15 protein-coding genes are annotated in these 17,835 nt (G+C 52.5%); 5 read left to right on the top strand and 10 right to left on the bottom strand.

Annotated features, from left to right (window positions below; all coding sequences use genetic code 11):
• Window positions 1-577 precede the first annotated feature (577 nt).
• Window positions 578-1,705, bottom strand: a complete 1,128-nt coding sequence (locus VFG09_02585) for an acetoin utilization protein AcuC (protein HET6514020.1) — start codon at window positions 1,703-1,705, stop codon at window positions 578-580.
• Window positions 1,706-1,951: 246 nt separating this feature from the next.
• Here VFG09_02585 and nifJ point away from each other — a divergent pair, with 246 nt between their 5' ends.
• The 3 genes from nifJ (at window position 1,952) to VFG09_02600 (ending at window position 8,472) form a co-directional block, all read left to right on the top strand.
• Window positions 1,952-5,542 carry a pyruvate:ferredoxin (flavodoxin) oxidoreductase gene (gene nifJ / locus VFG09_02590; protein ID HET6514021.1) on the top strand — a complete coding sequence of 1,197 codons (3,591 nt, stop codon included), beginning with the start codon at window positions 1,952-1,954 and terminating at the stop codon, window positions 5,540-5,542.
• A gap of 160 nt (window positions 5,543-5,702) precedes the next feature.
• The gene (locus tag VFG09_02595; protein HET6514022.1) at window positions 5,703-7,790 is read left to right on the top strand and encodes a PAS domain S-box protein; all 2,088 of its coding nucleotides are present in this window, start codon (window positions 5,703-5,705) and stop codon (window positions 7,788-7,790) included.
• A 172-nt stretch (window positions 7,791-7,962) separates the two neighbouring features.
• Window positions 7,963-8,472 (top strand): ferritin family protein, encoded by a 510-nt coding sequence (locus VFG09_02600; GenBank protein ID HET6514023.1) that lies wholly within the window; start codon window positions 7,963-7,965, stop codon window positions 8,470-8,472.
• A gap of 73 nt (window positions 8,473-8,545) precedes the next feature.
• Here the strand turns inward: VFG09_02600 and VFG09_02605 are convergent, their stop codons facing one another.
• The 3 genes from VFG09_02605 to VFG09_02615 form a co-directional block, all read right to left on the bottom strand.
• Window positions 8,546-10,168 (bottom strand): DEAD/DEAH box helicase, encoded by a 1,623-nt coding sequence (locus VFG09_02605; GenBank protein HET6514024.1) that lies wholly within the window; start codon window positions 10,166-10,168, stop codon window positions 8,546-8,548.
• A gap of 133 nt (window positions 10,169-10,301) precedes the next feature.
• Window positions 10,302-10,517: a 30S ribosomal protein S21 gene (gene rpsU / locus VFG09_02610; protein ID HET6514025.1), complete on the bottom strand. Its 216-nt coding sequence runs from the start codon at window positions 10,515-10,517 to the stop codon at window positions 10,302-10,304.
• Window positions 10,508-10,834 carry an RNA-binding protein gene (locus VFG09_02615; GenBank protein ID HET6514026.1) on the bottom strand — a complete coding sequence of 109 codons (327 nt, stop codon included), beginning with the start codon at window positions 10,832-10,834 and terminating at the stop codon, window positions 10,508-10,510. Before VFG09_02615 ends, rpsU begins: the two co-directional genes overlap by 10 nt.
• A gap of 416 nt (window positions 10,835-11,250) precedes the next feature.
• Here VFG09_02615 and VFG09_02620 point away from each other — a divergent pair, with 416 nt between their 5' ends.
• Both VFG09_02620 and VFG09_02625 read left to right on the top strand, forming a co-directional pair.
• Complete coding sequence (locus VFG09_02620; protein HET6514027.1) at window positions 11,251-11,490, top strand: hypothetical protein; 240 nt, start codon at window positions 11,251-11,253, stop codon at window positions 11,488-11,490.
• Between the two features lie 30 nt (window positions 11,491-11,520).
• Window positions 11,521-12,159: a Smr/MutS family protein gene (locus VFG09_02625; protein HET6514028.1), complete on the top strand. Its 639-nt coding sequence runs from the start codon at window positions 11,521-11,523 to the stop codon at window positions 12,157-12,159.
• A 13-nt stretch (window positions 12,160-12,172) separates the two neighbouring features.
• Here VFG09_02625 and VFG09_02630 read toward each other — a convergent pair whose 3' ends face one another.
• The 6 genes from VFG09_02630 to VFG09_02655 form a co-directional block, all read right to left on the bottom strand.
• Window positions 12,173-13,861, bottom strand: coding sequence for a TIGR04190 family B12-binding domain/radical SAM domain protein (locus tag VFG09_02630; GenBank protein ID HET6514029.1), 1,689 nt, complete (start codon window positions 13,859-13,861; stop codon window positions 12,173-12,175).
• The gene (locus VFG09_02635; GenBank protein ID HET6514030.1) at window positions 13,843-14,502 is read right to left on the bottom strand and encodes a hypothetical protein; all 660 of its coding nucleotides are present in this window, start codon (window positions 14,500-14,502) and stop codon (window positions 13,843-13,845) included. Before VFG09_02635 ends, VFG09_02630 begins: the two co-directional genes overlap by 19 nt.
• Window positions 14,495-15,202: a bifunctional demethylmenaquinone methyltransferase/2-methoxy-6-polyprenyl-1,4-benzoquinol methylase UbiE gene (ubiE, locus tag VFG09_02640; GenBank protein HET6514031.1), complete on the bottom strand. Its 708-nt coding sequence runs from the start codon at window positions 15,200-15,202 to the stop codon at window positions 14,495-14,497. The genes VFG09_02635 and ubiE overlap by 8 nt, the downstream gene beginning before the upstream one ends.
• A 10-nt stretch (window positions 15,203-15,212) precedes the next feature.
• Window positions 15,213-16,028 carry a cytochrome b/b6 domain-containing protein gene (locus VFG09_02645; protein ID HET6514032.1) on the bottom strand — a complete coding sequence of 272 codons (816 nt, stop codon included), beginning with the start codon at window positions 16,026-16,028 and terminating at the stop codon, window positions 15,213-15,215.
• Window positions 16,025-17,005 (bottom strand): cytochrome c3 family protein, encoded by a 981-nt coding sequence (locus VFG09_02650; protein HET6514033.1) that lies wholly within the window; start codon window positions 17,003-17,005, stop codon window positions 16,025-16,027. Before VFG09_02650 ends, VFG09_02645 begins: the two co-directional genes overlap by 4 nt.
• 217 nt (window positions 17,006-17,222) lie before the next feature.
• Window positions 17,223-17,498: a hypothetical protein gene (locus VFG09_02655; protein HET6514034.1), complete on the bottom strand. Its 276-nt coding sequence runs from the start codon at window positions 17,496-17,498 to the stop codon at window positions 17,223-17,225.
• Window positions 17,499-17,835 lie beyond the last annotated feature (337 nt).

Raw genomic sequence — 17,835 nt, forward strand, 5'->3', positions numbered from 1 at the left:
CTAACGAAGACCCAATCCGAAGTCCTAAAGATCTTTGGATATGCAGTAAAGGACGGTTGGATCTTACAAAATTCAAAGCTGTAAACCAGCCATTATCAACCATTTGTGCCCTGTTGTCAGCTTAGATCTCCGAAAGTCCTGTTTAGGTGGTACGAGAGACAACAACCGACGAAAAGGCAATAAACAAAACAGAACCGTCCCCTTTATTTTTTTACACCGCTCAGGGCCGAAAGCGGCCAGGTGATGGCGTTCATCGTGTCCGGGGGAGTGACCGGACAGGATACGGTGTGAGAGCGTTGTTTCAATATGACGTCTCTCACCTTCAGACGCGCCTTGTTCCTCGCGCGGCTCTCGATAGCACGTCCACCTGATACACCGCACTTTGACAAGCTCGGCAAGGATTTTGATTTCCGATCCAAACATGGCTTTGCTGTCGTTTCGCGTCGGCAAGCCAAAGAGTAAAAACTAATATGGGAAGTGTCCCTTTGTTCCCTATGTTTCCCTTGCTCAACAGTAGTTGCAGAATGCTCCGACAGTGTATTGGGGCGCAGGTTCGCAGACGTACGGATTAACCGGGTTAGGCCCCCAGAAGGGGAAACACCTTCTCTTTGATAAAATCGATCACCCTGTCCACCTCTTTCCTCATGAGCTCTTTTCTGATCCCCCCTTCGCTGTAATCCTTGTCCCTCAGCCTTCCGCTCTCAAAACCGTCATACCGGTAAGAATCGAGAAAAAGCTGAGGAATCTCATCAGGTATCTCGACCCTGTTCATGATCGCCCAGGCAAGGGTCCATGCCCTTGCAACATTCGCCACATCATACCCTCCGCCGCCAAGAGCTACCCACTTCGGGGAGATATCCCGTATCTTCTTCACAACGTCACAGAATCCCTCTGTCGTGTAATTGAGATGGGCGAGGGGATCGCCGCGGAAGGAGTCGACGCCAAGTTGGGTGACAACGACATCAGGGCTGAATGTTACGATAAGCGGCGGCACTATCTCGGTAAATGCGTAGACAAAGAGTTCGTCATCCGATGAGGGAGGGAGAGGGATGTTTACGCTATATCCCCTTCCTCTATCCCTGCCCATCTCTCTCTCGGACCCCGTGCCGGGGAAGAGCATCCTCCCCGTCTCATGGATCGATACGGTCAATACCCTGTCGGAATCGTAAAAGGCATCCTGGACGCCGTCGCCGTGGTGGGCGTCGATATCGATATAGGCCACTCTCCTTCCCCGCCTGAGGAGCGACATGATCGTGACAACGGGATCATTGATATAGCAGAAACCTGATGCCCTTGATGCCACGGCATGGTGAAGCCCTCCGGATATGTTAAAGGCGATGCCGACCTCTCCGCTGTCTACCATATCGGCCGCCTGAAGGGATGCCCCGGTCACGAGCCTTGACCAGTCATAGAGTCCCCGGAAAATGGGATTATCACCAGGACCGAGACCGAAATGCTCGGCCTGGGGCAAGGCGATTCCGCTGTTTGCAGCCTTGAGCATCTCGATATAGGCCCTCTCATGGAAAAGGAGGACATCTTCATCCGCCGCTATCTCTGCCTCGACGGAACGTGTATCCGGGAGGGATAGGAGTCCGTAAGCCTTTATGAGTTCGTATGTGAGTTTCAGTCTGAAGGTCTTTAGGGGATGGTCCGGACCGTAGTCAAACTGTACGAGATCATCGGAATAGAGAAAGGCCGTCTTCATATGTGTTCAGTATAACAAATACGACAGGCGACAGAGGCCGAAGAACGGGCTTCCGCGAACTATGCCAAGATCAGCCCTAATCTTACCGTCCGGGTTTATGAATTTCCTGGGTCAGAGTTTTGCCTATGGCGATTTCGGTTGGTTATGGCATGGCGATGATTCCGAAGCATCTTTTTTTTTCGTGAATTGCTGTAAAATAGTGAGATACCTTAAACGACGATGCGTCTGTTTTGATAAGGAGGAGACATGAGCAGAAGGATGGTGACTGTTGACGGTTGTACGGCGTGTGCTTATGTGGTGCATGCCACGAATGAGATCATTACGATCTATCCCATAACCCCCTCTTCCCCGATCGCGGAGATCTGCGATGCGAAGTCTGCAGGGGGACAAGTGAACATATGGGGATCGGTGCCGCTGGTGAGTCAGATGCAGTCCGAGGCAGGCGTTGCAGGAGCGGTCCATGGTTCCCTCACCACGGGCGCCTTGACAACAACGATCTCGGCTTCCCAGGGGCTTTTGCTGATCATGCCGAACATGTTTAAGATAGCCGGTGAACTGACGCCTACGGTTTTTCATATAACTGCCCGCTCCCTTGCATGCCAGGGATTGTCTATTTTCGGGGATCATTCGGATGTCATGGCAGTGCGCTCCAGCGGCTTCGCCATGCTCTGTTCGAAGAATGTCCAGGAGGCGATGGACTTCGCGCTCATCGCTCAGGCTGCAACACTCGAATCAAGGGTCCCTTTCCTACACTTTTTTGACGGCTTCAGGACGTCCCATGAAGTCCAGAAGATCGAAGAACTGAGCTTTGATGACATGCGGGCGATGATCGATGAAGACCTCGTCATCGCCCATCGTGAACGGGGGCTCAGCCCGGACCGTCCCATGTTACGGGGGACCGCACAGAACCCCGATGTCTATTTCCAGGGGAGGGAGACGGTAAACAAGTATTACCAGGCCACCCCTGAGATTGTGCAGAAGGTTATGGATAAATTTGCCCGCATCGTCGGAAGACGGTATAGGCTCTATGATTACTTCGGCGACCCCGAGGCCGAAGGTGTCATCATCATCATGGGTTCAGGAGGCGAAACGGTCCTCAGTACGATCAATGCACTGAACGCGAAAGGCGCAAAGTTGGGGCTGGTGCAGGTGAGACTCTTCAGGCCCTTTGACGTAGATGCCTTTATACGTGTCCTTCCGCCCAGCGTGAAATCGATTGCCGTTCTCGACCGTACCAAGGAACCCGGTGCTATCGGCGAACCCCTCTACATCGATGTCAGGACTGCTATCGGCGAGGCCATGGGCCGGGGAACGGCGCCCTTCAAGAGTTATCCGAAGATTGTCGGCGGCCGCTATGGTCTCGGTTCGAAGGACTTCACGCCTGCCATGGTGAAGGCGGTCATCGATAATATGTCAGCGAGAGAGCCAAAGAACCACTTCACCGTCGGCATCAATGATGACGTCGCCGGGACTAGTCTTGTCTTTGACCAATCCTTCAGCGTTGAGAGCGAGGACGTTTACGGCGCAATGTTCTACGGGCTGGGTTCCGACGGGACCGTCGGGGCGAACAAGAATACGATCAAGATTATTGGCGCAGAGACGGACAACTATGCTCAGGGGTACTTTGTTTACGACTCCAAGAAGTCGGGCTCCATCACAACCTCTCATCTCCGCTTCGGAAAGGAGAAGATCCTCAGTCCCTACCTCCTCTCGAAGGCAAACTTTGTCGCCTGCCATAACCCTTCATTCCTCGAGAAGTACGATATGCTCTCCCGCGCAGAGGAAGGAGCAACCTTTTTGCTGACGACACTCCATTCGAAGGATGAGGTGTGGGAGACCTTGCCGCGGGAGGTGCAGGAACAGCTCATAGCGAAAAAGATGAAATTCTATATCATTGACGCCATTGCCCTTGCCGAGGAGATTGGTTTGGGCGCCAGGATCAACATGATCATGCAGACGGCCTTCTTCGTGATCTCCGGCATCATACCGAAGGATGAGGCGATCAAGGCAATAAAGACAGAGATCAAGAAGACCTATATGAAGAAGGGCGAGAAGGTGCTCGAGATGAATTATGCCGCGGTAGACAAGGCGCTCCAGAATATTGTCGAGGTGCCTGTTCCGGATAAGGCCACGAGTACGATACGGATGAAATCGCCAGTGCCTGAAGATGCCCCTGACTTCGTGAAGAATGTGACAGCCTTGATGGTCGCGGGCAAGGGAGATTCCCTCCCTGTTTCGGCCATGCCTGCTGACGGTACATGGCCGACGGGTACGACGCAATATGAAAAGAGGAACATCGGCGTCCATGTACCGGTGTGGGAGCCCGACATCTGCATCCAGTGCGGCCAGTGCTCCTTCGTCTGCCCCCATGGAACGATCAGGATTAAGGCCTATGAGCCTTCGCTCTTGAAAAACGCGCCGGCAAGCTTTAGATCTGCCAATGCCAAGGGCAAGGAACTCGAAGGACTCAAATTTACAGTCCAGGTTGCGCCTGAGGACTGCACAGGGTGCGGCTCCTGCGTCTTTAACTGTCCGGCATTCAAGAAGGATGCTGAGGGAAAGAAGATACCCGACTTCAAGGCGATCAACATGAGACTCCAGGAGCCGTTGAGGAAAGAGGAAGCGGAAAACTATGCGTTTTTCCTCGGCCTGGCCGAAACAGATCCCTCGAAGTACAACGTGGCAACAGTTAAGGGAAGCCAGTTTGTCAAACCCCTTTTCGAGTATAGCGGCGCCTGCGCAGGATGCGGAGAAACACCCTATATTAAACTCCTGAGCCAGATGTTCGGAGACCGCCTCCTTATCGCCAATGCGACGGGTTGTTCATCCATTTACGGCGGCAATCTCCCGACCACGCCTTATGCAAAGAGGGCTGACGGTAGGGGGCCTGCATGGTCAAATTCTCTCTTCGAAGACAACGCCGAGTTTGGTCTCGGGATGAGACTGACGGTGGACCGGTTCAATTTCCAGGCCAGGGAGTTAATGGAGAGACTTCTCAAGACCCCCTCCTATTCAGACGCAAAGGAACTCTTCGAGAGCATTATGAACGCCGACCAGTCGACGCAGAACGCGATCGAGCAACAGAGGACGCGCATCATCGAGATGAAGAAGAGGCTCTCAAGAGATGGCTCTTCTGAGGCAAAGAGTCTCCTCTCCCTTGCTGATTATCTCATCAAGAAATCAGTATGGGCCATCGGTGGTGACGGATGGGCCTATGACATCGGGTACGGAGGACTTGATCAGGTCCTGGCATCGGGTCAGAACATAAACATCATGATCCTCGACACCGAGGTCTACTCAAATACCGGCGGCCAGATGTCAAAATCAACTCCACTTGCAGCCACCGCCCAGTTTGCGGCCGGCGGGAAAAGGACGCCGAAGAAGAATATCGGGCTGATCATGGCCACCTACGGCAGCGTCTATGTGGCCCAGATAGCTTTTGGCGCAAATCCTGCGCAGGCGGTGAAGGCCTTTTCCGAGGCCGAGGCATATAACGGGCCCTCATTGATCATCGCATACTCAACATGCATTGCCCAGGGTATTGACATGGAGAAAGGGATCGATGAGCAGAAGCGGGCCGTTGCCTGCGGCCACTGGCCCCTCTACCGCTACAACCCGGAACTTGAGGCACAGGGCAAGAGCCCCCTCGTCATAGACAGCAAGGAACCGACAATCACCTTCGAAGACTATGCCTATAACGAAAACCGTTACCGTGCCTTACGGGCAAGCAATCCTGAGCTGGCTGCGGCATTGATGAAACAGGCCCAGGCAGACGTAACGAGGAGATGGAAATACCTGAAGCACATGGCGAAGTGGTCACCTGAACAGCAGGCATAACGGAATCGCCGGGCTCTTCTCAGGATTTGGAAGCTCCGCATAGAGAACACAGTCCCTCTGCCCTGTCCTGAAGTCGTCGGGATGGGGCAGATTTCTTTGGCGTCCTTTATGTGTTTTTTCTATCTTTATAGAAGACATTTCTTTATGATAGGCTTAATCTATGGGGACAGAAGACAGTAGAGAAGAACTTTCAAGACTCCGCCAGCGGCGGATAGTCGAATTGCAGAAAGAGGCGGCAGTTCAGAAGAAGATCGAGGAGGCGATAAAGCTTTCCGAGACTCGCTACAGGCGTCTTTTCGAGGCGTCTCAAGAGGGGATCCTCATTGCTGACGCGGCAACAGGAAAGATTCATGATGTTAACCCCTATTTTTTGAAATTGCTCGGCCATTCACTCGATGATTTATTGGGCAAGAAAATGTGGGAGACAGGTTTTGTAAAGGGCATAAGAGAACGCGATGAATTCTTCTCTGCCATACAAAATAATGAATACATGCGCTATGATGATCTCCCTCTCAAAGCAAAGGACGGGCGGACCGTCGATGTGGAATTTGAGAGCAATGTCTATATAGTGAATCAGGAAAAGGTGATCCAGTGCCACATCCGCTCCATCAGCGACCGCAAGGAGGTGGAGAATGCCCTCAAGGAGAGCGAAAAACGTTTTAGCGATATCGCTGAGAATGCCCTGGAGTGGATATGGGAAGTCGATCTAAGCGGCAGGTACACGTTCTCCAGTTGTGCTGTCGAGAAGATATTGGGGTATAAGGAGGACGAAGTCCTCGGAGCCTATTTCTATGATTTCTTTCATCCTGAAGACAGAGAGATATCAAAAAAGGCGGCCTTCGAGGCCTTTTCCAGAGAAGAGCCTTTCCGTGAATTTCTTACTCGGAACATACACAAGTCGGGCAAAACGGTCTGGCTCTTGATGAGCGGTGTTCCCCTCCTGGATGACAAAGGGAACCTCCTCGGATACCGGGGAGCCGACGCTGACGTCACGGAACTGCAGAAGACTGCGCAAGAGCTGAGAGACAATGAGGAAGTCTTTCGTTCAATAACGGAATCTGCCCTGGATGCCATCATCGTGGCCGACGGCAGCGGAAATATCAGATTTTGGAACAGGGCGGCAGAAACGCTCTTCGGGTATTCTTCTGACGAGGCCGTCGGTAAGCCGCTGACCATCATTATCCCGGAGCGGTTCAGACGGGCCCACGAGAAGGGGATGGAACAAGTTGTGTCTGGCGGGAAATCAAAGATTATGGGAAGAAATTATGAGATAACAGCCATGCGAAAGGATGGCAGTGAATTTCCTGTGGAGATCTCCCTTGCGAATTGGGAGAGAAAGGGTGGCATCTTCTTCACCGGGATCATTCGGGACATCACGGTGCGGAAACAACTGGAGGAGAAACTCCGTACTGTTTCGATAACGGATGAGCTTACCGGACTCCTCAATCGTAGGGGCTTCCTTACCCTTGCGCAGAAACACTTTGAAATCGCCAGACGGAACAGGATGAGTTTCTCTATCCTTTACCTCGATCTGAACGAGATGAAGAAGATCAATGACGAGTTTGGACACCGGGAGGGCGATCAGGCCCTGGTGGACTTATCTGACATACTCAGGAAGACCTTTCGTGCGTCGGACATTATTGCCCGCCTTGGGGGAGACGAGTTCACCGTTCTTATAACTGATACCTCCGGGCCAGGGGTTGAAAGAACGATTACCCGGCACATTGAGGACAGTCTCAGGATTCAGCAGACAGGGAGAAGATACAAGCTGTCAGTCAGCATGGGGATGGTGCATTATAATCCTGAGCAGCCCTGCTCTCTTGAGGAACTTCTCAATCGGGCAGATGAACTCATGTATGAGCATAAGCAGCTCAAGAAGGAGAGCATACCGTCGTCAATGGGGGAGAAGAGGGAAGAAAGGCGGCATGAGCGTTATAAGACAGAGAAGGGTCCTTTAGCAGAACTCGTTGTTTCCGGAAGTGCCGTCATAAAGGATATCAGTCTCGGCGGAATCTCCCTGCGGACCTCGCAAAGGCTGACAAAGAACGCCGTTTACGGAATCAGGATGCATCCTCACAACGATGACGTTTTTTCGACGAAAGGTCTCGTTGTCTGGTCTTCCGTGGGAGGGGAGGCTTCCGAAAGGGATGATGCTGAACCGTACTATGAGGCGGGGTTACGGTTCATCGAAATGGATGAGGGGCTGAAGAGTTGTCTCGAGAGACTTGTTATCGGTCTCCCCGGCTGATGTTGCATACGTCCGACTGTGACCTCACCTGTCCCTAACCCTAAAGAGGATGCTGTCTTTGGAGCAGAAGGGGATGTCTTTTTTTCTTGCGGAGTCTCCTGAAAGGTTCTGATCCGGCTCGAAACGTGGTATCATGACGGTGAGGGCCATGTGACCGTTGAACGAGACATCTATGACGATACCGAAGGAGGTCATGATGAACATCTACGAATATGCGATGCAGATGGAAAAAGACGGCGAGAGTTACTATCGCGAGTTGGCGGAAAAGGTTGATCATAGGGGGCTTAGGAATATATGCATTATGCTTGCCGATGCGGAAGTCGTACATTACGATATCTTCCGGAAGATGCAGGAGAAAGAAAAGGTTCATATCGGCCATTCAAAAATAATGTCGAGGGCCAGGAATATTTTCCTCAAGATGAAAGAGGAAGAGGAAACTGCCACAGGCATTGTCTCTGAGAAGGAGCTTTACAAGAAGGCCCAGGAGATCGAAAAAAAGAGCCGGGACTTTTACCTCGACCAGGCGGGTAAAGCAGCAGATGCGGATCAGAAAGATATATTTTTGAAGATTGCCGATGAAGAGAGAAAACATTATCTTATCCTGGAACGGATAATCGATTTTGTCTCGAGACCGGAAATGTGGCTCGAAAATCCGGAGTGGTACCACCAAGAAGAGTACTGAACCTTGCGGGGCCTGGCAGAGGTCTTGACGCCGAAAACCTCGTCCGGTACTGAAGGTCTCTCCATGTCTCCTGTTATGATAACAGTGGCATGGACCTCTTTGAGTTTCTCGCCACGCGAGGCGCCCCCGTGCGTTTTTCCTTCGCGTGCTGCACCGTTACGCGCCTGCCGTGGAGCATGATATCATTGATCGTGCTGATGACCCTGTCCGCGAGATGGGCCGGCACCTCGACAAAACTGAAGGTATCGAAGAGGGCAATATTCCCTATCTTCTTCGCGGGAATGTTTGCCTCTGCCGAGATCGACCTGACGATATCGGCAACCTTTATCTTGTCTTTCCTGCCAATAGTCACAAAGAGCCTTACGAACCCTGTCTTGGAACCGACTGCAGCGGGTTCTTCTATTTCATCCACCTCCATGTCGCCGAAGGCGATACTGAAGGCAGCTGCGGCAACATCCCTGGAAGAATGGCTGCGGAGCATCTCATCAGCGAGGTGAAGGTACCTGGTATGCCGCTCGTCCGCAATCGCCTCTTTAATGTCGGCAATGACTTCCTCTTCCCTTGCCTTCTTGACGTCTTCCTTCGTTGGCAGCTTGGCCTTCTTTATCTTTGTCTTTGCCGACTGTTCTATGAGCCTCAGTTGCCGGTATTCCCTGGGAGAGACAAAGGTTATGGCTATCCCCGATTTTCCTGCCCTTCCCGTTCTCCCGATCCTGTGGATATAGCCGTCGGGATCCTGGGGAATACTGTAATTGATCACATGGGAAACATCAGGAATGTCGAGTCCACGGGCCGCTACGTCTGTGGCGACAAGGATGTCGATGTCTCCTCTCTTGAATTTCCCCATCGTCTCTTCCCTGTGAGACTGGGTGAAGTCGCCGTGGATAGCTCCTGCATAGTACCCCATCTGCTGCAATTTCCCCGACACGTCATCGACGTCTCTTTTCGTGTGACAAAAAACGAGCGTCAGCGAAGGGGCTTCTACATCGAGGAGTCTCGTCAGGGCCTTTATCTTGTCCTCTTCCCTCACCTCATAGAATACCTGCTTGATCTTAGAGACGACCATGTCGGCCGTGTTGACCCTGACGTTTTCAGGGTCTTTCATGTATTTCATAGCGATCCTGCGGATCTCCTGTGGCATCGTTGCCGAGAAAAGCAGTGTCTGCCGCTTTTCCGGGATGTCCTTCAGGATCTCTTCGATGTCGTCAATAAAGCCCATATTGAGCATCTCGTCGGCTTCGTCGAGAACGAGGACCTTGATCTCCTTGAGGACGAGGGTCTTCCGATGGATATGGTCTATGACGCGGCCTGGTGTTCCGACGACGATATCGACCCCTTTCTTCAGGCTCCAGATCTGTCTTTCAATCGACTGGCCGCCATAGATCGGAACCGAAAGAATCCCTTTGTTCTTGCCGATCTTGTTCAACTCCTGGGCCACCTGGACAGCGAGTTCCCTCGTCGGGACGAGAACAAAGGCCAAGGGGGCCTTGCCTCTCTTGCCCATCTCTATGATGGGGATGCCGAAGGCAGCGGTTTTCCCCGTGCCCGTCTGGGCCTGACCTACGATGTCCCGTCCTTTGAGTATCAGAGGAATGGCGATCTTCTGTATCGGTGTGGGCTCTTCAAATCCCATCGCAAAAAGGGAACTTAAGAGCGCATCCGATATCCCGAACTCATAAAACTTCTTATACTCCATTCTTCTCCCTTGGTAACGAACATTGTTTCGCTGAGAGTGAACTGCCGAAAAGTGACAGAGGTCTTCCATTCAGGCGAGTGAACTGTCTGAACGAGTTACACCCGTCACAGACCAGGACAACGTGCAGGATACACTATGTAGGCTTTGTGGCTGATCTGCCCTGACTCTTCAGTCTGATGCTCTTACGTCTTCTCTTCTGTGCTTCTCGCTGCTTCCTTTTCGTTTTAACAGAGGGCTTCTCGTAGAACCGCCTCTCCTTAAGGTCACGCAGGAGACCGTCCCGCTGTATCTTCCTCTTCAGAAGCTTTATCGCACCTTCGACGTCATTTCCTATTACCTTTATCTCCAAGTGTCTGACTTCCTTCCGCCTTTATCAAAGCTGCCCCTCCGGCCTCCGCCTCCGGTACGGGGCCTGTCGGCCTGCGGCCGGGCCTCATTCACCGTGAGGGCCCTGTCCATAAAGGTCTTGCCGTTGAGGCTTGCAATGGCCTTATCAGCGTCAGCATCCGACGACATCTCTACAAAACCGAATCCCTTCGAACGACCGGTCGCCGCGTCTGTTATGATCTTACATGACTGGACCTCTCCTATCTCGGCGAAGACTCCCTTCAAGGATTCTTCATCTGCCTTGTACGACAGGTTCCCTACAAAAAGTCTCTTGCTCATCTTCTTCCCTCCAGGCCCTTTGAATTTCCGTGATGCACGTCTGCTTCGTTCTGCTGCATCTGAACCCGTCCATATCGGAGAGGGGCAAATAAGAAAGGCTACTCCTTGTAGCCCCCAGGTCAAACAAAGGCTTGCCGGACCGAGATTATTATTGCACATCCTGGCCGGAATGTCAACATGCATGAAGATGCGGTATGATAGGGAAGATTTCCCATGCGCCAATCATAGGGAGACGCGCTTCGCAAGGCATGAGAACAACGGATGAACCGTTCTTCGTGCCGGTACCTCGGAGACAGGCAGGATGCCTGTCGAGAATGGGTGAATCCGCTGTCGTGCTGCCGACGGTCTCCTCCCGAATATCGTGATGGTGGATTTTGGTGGCAAGTTGCTATAATAGAGACGACCGGAGACGAAGCATGAAGAATACGATAATCTTTGTCATCTTTGTCCTTCTTGTCCTTGGGCTCCTCACGCTCTTTTCAGGGACGAGGGCCCCGCGCATCCCCGAGGACAGTCGCCACGCGGCCCTTAGCGACAACGCAGCCTGCATGGAGTGCCATGGTCCCGGCAAAGTGGCCGAACGAAAAAAGACGCACCCGCCCAAGGACGAGTGTCTGCTCTGTCATAAGGTGAAGAGGAAGGTCAGAACGCCGTAACGAACTGCTTCAGAAGAGGGGAGCTTTTCGATGAAGAGAGCATCGCACTCGCTCACATCGTTCAGGGATCTCAAAATCGCCCTTGAAAGCAGGAAGGGCATGCTGAAAACCCTTCCGGAAGAGACGAGGGGTCCTCAGGAACGGTCTGATGAAGATCTCTTTCTCGAGGCAATGTCAGGGGTCAGAGAGATCAGTGAGTTCAGGGAAATCCCCGTGAGGCGTCCTCCGCGAATGAAGCCCTGTCCTCGCCGGAGAGGCAACAGGGACAAAGAGCTTCTCGAACAGATCGTGAGGGGGCAGACAAAGATCCGCCTTTCCGATACGGACGAATACATGGAATGGACAGGTCCCCGAATACGAAGGGACATAACGAAAAGGCTTCATGAGGGAGGATTTTCCGTGCAGGACGGCATCGACCTTCACGGTATGACCCTTGTCGAGGCGGAAGAAGCCCTTACGGAGTTCTTCCGGGACGCACTTCGGAGGAGACTTTGCTGCGTCAAGGTGATCCATGGAAGAGGACTCAGGTCCCCAAAGGGCCCGGTCATCAAGGAGGCCCTGAAGAGCCGGCTCCAGGGGTCCTTCAGGAAATGGGTCCTTGCCTTCGTTACAGCCAAGGACTGTGATGGCGGCCTTGGGGCAACGTATGTCCTGCTCAGGCAGGGATAGTCTCGAAGAACGTTTACTGTGTCAACAATCTGAGGATCTTCACGAAATTCATCCTCCACCATTTCACAGGCCAATCGAGTTCGTGCTTGTCACAGAGTGAATCGAGGTTGTTGAGACTTCGTATCTCTGCTTTTGTCGTGTCGTCAACAACGCCTGACCCATCGATTGTCCTGACCAGGGCCCTTGAACGCCTGATACGTTCTCCGAGCGTCTCTGCCTTGCTCGTGTCAATTATCCCGTATTTCGCCTTAATGTCGAGTAACCTCAGTGCGCCTTCGTACGTGGCCTCAACGATGTCGTCTCTCGTCATCCACCGGGTCTCGTAATTCAGGGTATGCTTCCAGCTCGGCATGAGCATCGCCTTCCTGTGCTCGCGTAAGGTCTTCGAGAAAAGCCTGTAGCCGAACCTCTCCGGTTCCTCAAATATGCTGCTTCCCGGGTCTATGAAGGGGGCAAGGGGTGCGATCATCGGATGAAGTCTTCCCGATCTGCCGTATCTGTTCAAAAGCTCATCGCAATAGCTCACCGTGTCCATCACCGACGAATAGTCCTGGTATGGCAGTCCCACCATGAAGAAAAGATCGATCCTCCTGCACCCTGCCTCGATAAGATCCCCGATCATCTGCTCGAATGCTCCGTTATCATAGTGTTTTCCGAAAGCGCTCCTCACCTTCGGGTCGTGGGATTCCGGCGATATCTCGACATTGAAGTTCTTGAAAGAGTCGGCGGTCTTCCTGATAAACCGTTCAGGCGGAGGACTGAAGAACTCGATCGTCACCTCGTTCTTTATGTTGTGTGCCCTGACTGAATCCAGGAACTCTTCGGCGTAGGCTTCGCCGCCCTGGAGGAGGTCGCCGATCACCATGATCGGCGCTCCCGTGTATTCAGAGATCTTCCTGATATCTCCGGCAAGGAGGTCGGGAGACCGAAAACAAGGCCTCTCCCTCATGCAGAGTTTCTTAAAGGAAGAGAGGGAACCCGCGCAGGAAGCGCAGTTACGATAGCATCCCCTGCACTGGAAGACGGCGGTAACAGGGTACGTGATCCAGTAATGGAAGGGGATATACCCTGACGGGTCAAGATACTTGAGCGCCATCTTGAGGAGATGGGGATAATCGAGTCTGACGTAATCGAGGTTGTCAGGACAGTGAGCGAAGTCGTTGACTACCACATCGCCGTCGCGGTTCCGCCAAACCAGGTTCGGTATGGTCTCATACCCCTTGCCTGCTTTGATTGCGTTCATAAGCATTCTTAAAGGCTCTTCAGTTGAGTCTCCGCGCACAATGAAATCCACGAAGGGGTAATCGGCCATGATCTCTTGATAGTAATAGGTTGAGGAGAGCCCGCCGAAGATCACCGGTGTTTCAGGATGGTGTTTCTTGAGGAGTTCTCCGAGACTCAGGCTGCCGTCGACATGGGGAAGCCAGTGGAGGTCGATACCGAAGGCAGCGGGCCTGAGTCTCTTGATGAACTTCTCAGGGTCGAATGACGCATCACCAAGCATCTTCAGGGCAAGGTTTACGATCCGGACGGACATCCCGTGCCTGTGGAGATACTCTGATATGGTGAGGAACCCTATGGGATAGATCTCGAAAACCGAAGACGAAGGAATGACATCACTCACAGGACCGGAAAAGATGGGGAGTTCCCGAAACCTGAAGACGCTCGGCGGATGAATGAGGATCAGGTCAGGTTTTGACATAAAGACGACTGTCTGCCGTATATCTTATCGCTGTAGTCAGCGACGATTTCTCTTGCAGTCGTTTCCATGATGGCAAAAAGCGCAGCGGTGAGGTGGTCCTTTGCCCTTCCGGCAGGTGGAGGAAGTTTGATCGAGTTGCTCAATGTTTTCGTTTCGAGGTTGTACAGATGGAGCATCTCAATGATCGCCCCTGCATACCCCTCGGGCGTAAAGGTCTTTCTCACCATGGCGGGGAAAGAGATCGATTCTTCCCAGTTTCGCAGGAGGTCTGAAACCATGCGAAAGAGGGACGCGATCCTTCCCTTCCTGATATGAGCGATCTCGTCGTAGCAGACCTTTATTGACAGGAGAGGGACCGATACCCTCCGGATGAACTCTGCGTCCACCTCCTTTGTCTTTTCAAAAATCTCTTCTCTGTGCACCGCGCCTTCGCAGTCTCCGGCATCAAAGGCCCTAACGGCATACTCGATGATGAACCGGTCCTTCTCTATTTCTTTGAGTACGTTGGCCTCCAGAAAACGGTGGAAGGGGGTCAGGAACAACCTGAAGGGGCGGTTTTGATTCAGGTGGTCAAGACACCGGCCGCTGAAGTCATGCATGAGCGTCCGGTCCGCCTTGCAGAGCATGGAGATCTTATCCATCGTTGTCGCCCCGGTAAATCGTCGCAATTCCGACGGACAGCGGATAAGCCTTCACATGTGAAAATCCGCATTCCTCGATTATGCGTTTGAATTCCTCGGGAGGATAATAGGCCTCGATGGAAACGGGCAGGTAGGAATAGGGGTCGGAAGAATGCGTAAAAATCTTTCCGAGGAAAGGTATGACCTTGAAGATATACCACTTGTACACCGGCAGAAACCATGTCTTTTCGGGCTGAGTCAGTTCGAGGCATATGAACCGGCCCCCGGGTTTCAGGACGCGTCGTGCTTCTCTCAGCGCCGATGTCGTATCAGGGATATTCCTCATGCCGAAGGAAACGGTCACGACATCGAAGGTGTCATCGGGGAAGACGAGGTCTTTAGCGTCGGAGACGACGAAGGACACGTTCTGTACGGCCGGATCTATCTTCCCTATCGCCCTTCCGAGCATATCTTCACAAAAGTCGGCGCCCGTAACAGAACCCTCTGGCCCGACTGCATCCACAAGGAGCACCGCCAGTTCGCCGGTGCCGGTGCATATGTCAAGCACATGGTCTCCCTTTTTGATGCCCGAGAGGGAGACAAGCTTCCTCCTCCAGACATTGCAGAGCCCGAAACTGAAGGCCGTGCTCAGCGGGTCGACATAGGGCGCGACCTTGCAGAAGATATTCTTGATAAAGATGTCCCGTTCGCTCTGTTCCATGAAACTAACGCTAATAAAAGAATTGTCCCGTAATAATCAGGATGAGGAGAAAGAACCCCGTGAGGACGAGAAGAGACCCGAAGAAGCTGCTCAGGAGCAGGAACCCCTCGGAAGGAGGGGAGGTCACGAAGGCATCAAGGTTTTTCCGTTCAATGAGGCGCTGATACTCAAGCGGTCTCTCATGCATGAATTCGTCCATGCGGATCTCCCCGGTGAAGATGACGGTGTCCATGGGGAATTTTTCCGGCCTCAGATGAGTGTTGAAGAAATGGATGGTAAAGATGAAACCGGCAGCAAGGAGAGCCTCATCGCTGTGGATGATCGTCGCTATGTTAAAGGCCCAGCCCGGCACAAAACTCCCGAAGAACTCAGGGAACCAGAGGAATAATCCTGATACGCCGATCATTCCCACGCCCCAGAAGACCGCCCAATAGTCGAATTTCTCCCAGTAGGTCCAGGTGTCCAAATGGGGGCGGGGCCCGAGACCCAAAAACCATCTGAAACTGTTATAGATGTCTTGCAAGTCTTTCAGATTGGGGACCATGGATTCCGGCCCGAAGGGGTTAAACCTGAATCGCTTGACAATCGCTATATAGTAAACGACGTAAAGGATGTGGGCGGTAAAGTACCCGAAGGTGACAACGGCGCATGTCCGATGAATCAGACCGGCACTCTTGTAACCGCCAAGAAGTCTCATGAGCCATTCGGCCCAGGGAGCCTGAGAATATTTTAACGGCATGCCCGATGCAACAAGTCCGAGGAAGCTCAACGCTACGGTCGCATGGAGGACCCTGTGGTAGGCATTGAACCTCTGAAAGAATTTCATTTCTCCCTCCCGGCGTTTCCCTCAATTCGTTCCCTCAGCGCGCGATAGGCCCAGAGGAACGTATGGATGAAGAAGAAGCTGAAGACACTTATGAGAAGAATTGTCATAAAGAGGTATGTATAGTAAAGTACGGGATACTTTTTCCTGTCGCTCTCCTCGGCATGGGCATAGTAGCGGGTAAAACGGGCCGTAGCCTTCGGATGACAGTTTCCGCCTCTGCACGTGCTCACGATATTCGATTCAGAGAGCTTCGAATTTCTGTCCTTTACCCTGAGGATGCCGTGGGAACCGTGGCAGTCCGCGCATTTGGCGACTGTCGTATAACCGAGCCGCGTCACCTTTCCGTGGAAGGTCTTGCGGTAGGTGGACATCTCTTCGGCATGGCACCGGCCGCACTGCCTTATGAGGGACAGTCTCCAGCCTTCCTCGTCCACCTTTGGTACGAGGTGTTCGAGGTGGCAGTCAAAACAGGTGGCAGCAGCGAGGTTCTTCTCCTCAAGGAGCGCCTTTCCATGGACGCTCCGCTCATATTCCTCGTATTCTCCGGCATGGCATTGTCCGCAGAGGGAAGGGATCTTCTGTCTGGCCGTGGCCGACCGGTCGTCTTTGGCAGGATAGATCTCATGGGAACCATGACAAGTCTGGCAATTCGGCGCCGCACTGCTCCCTTGCTGTATCGCCTTGTCATGGACGCTGAACTTGAATTCCTTCACCCTCGGCGCACCCCGGTCTCCCGTGAAGTGGCAGATGACGCAGTTCACCTGGGAGACAGTGCCGTGGGGGTAGCGGACGATGTCAAGGTGGCAGGAATTGCAAGAAAACTTGCCATGAACGGAGCCCTGGTAGGCAGCGATGTCGACAAAGCGAGAGGTTCCCTTGCGGCCATGACATGAAGGACAGTCATCTGCTGCGCCTGTGACTGAAACGGCAAGGAATGCCGTAGCAATCAATGTCAATACGGAGATGATTTTGTTCATACCGAGTTCTAATAATACCACAACCTTTTTTATCTTAGCAAAACCTCAAAAATAGTCAAGACGCTCTCAGCAAATCTTTCGATAGTACTGGACTCCCTACCGGGGATGATCAGTATTGAACAACTGGGGTTGGCTATGGGAGCTGCTCAGACCGGCACCACGGGAAGAGTGAACTCCCGCTGAATCGCCGCGCCCCCAAGGGGGGAGCCACGTTCATCTATCTGTTGACATGGAGATGAAGACAGGTATTGTCAAGGAGAGCATTCCTTATAGCTCGCTCAGCCTCGACAATCACAGAGCCCGTCAGGCCCCAAGCACGTTCGATTTTGAATATTATCGTGAATGCGTTATCTCCAAGAAGGATCCGTTCCACCCCCTCAAGGTTTTGGAGGATAGTGACTTCGTCGAGAGTCAGGGGCCGGTCATGGACGACCAGTGAAAACGTTGCCCCACCATCTTCAATGTTCATGACGTTCTGTATCTCTTTTCCCATGCTTGTCCTAGGGGGGACGGGTATCCAATATTGACAGCCTGTACTCTAACCTGTTTGCCTATCTTCCGATATCGTACACTTTATCTTAATCCTAAGAACGTGAATTTTCGATGAAAAATCGATGATATTTACTTAATTCGAGAAGTCTGCTGAGTGTGTCTCGGGATATTCTCGTCGGACCGTGCCATCCGTGAATATATTAACAGTCTCAAAATAATATTTACAGATGTGCTCCCTATTATTGGTCATGCCCGAGATCCTTAGTCGGGCATCCATTCTGTTCAAAGTGGATTCCCGCCTTCGCGGGAATGACGGCCAAGAATGTGCAGACTATTAT

It is taken from the genome of Thermodesulfovibrionales bacterium, assembly GCA_035686305.1.
GTDB lineage: Bacteria > Nitrospirota > Thermodesulfovibrionia > Thermodesulfovibrionales > UBA9159 > DASRZP01.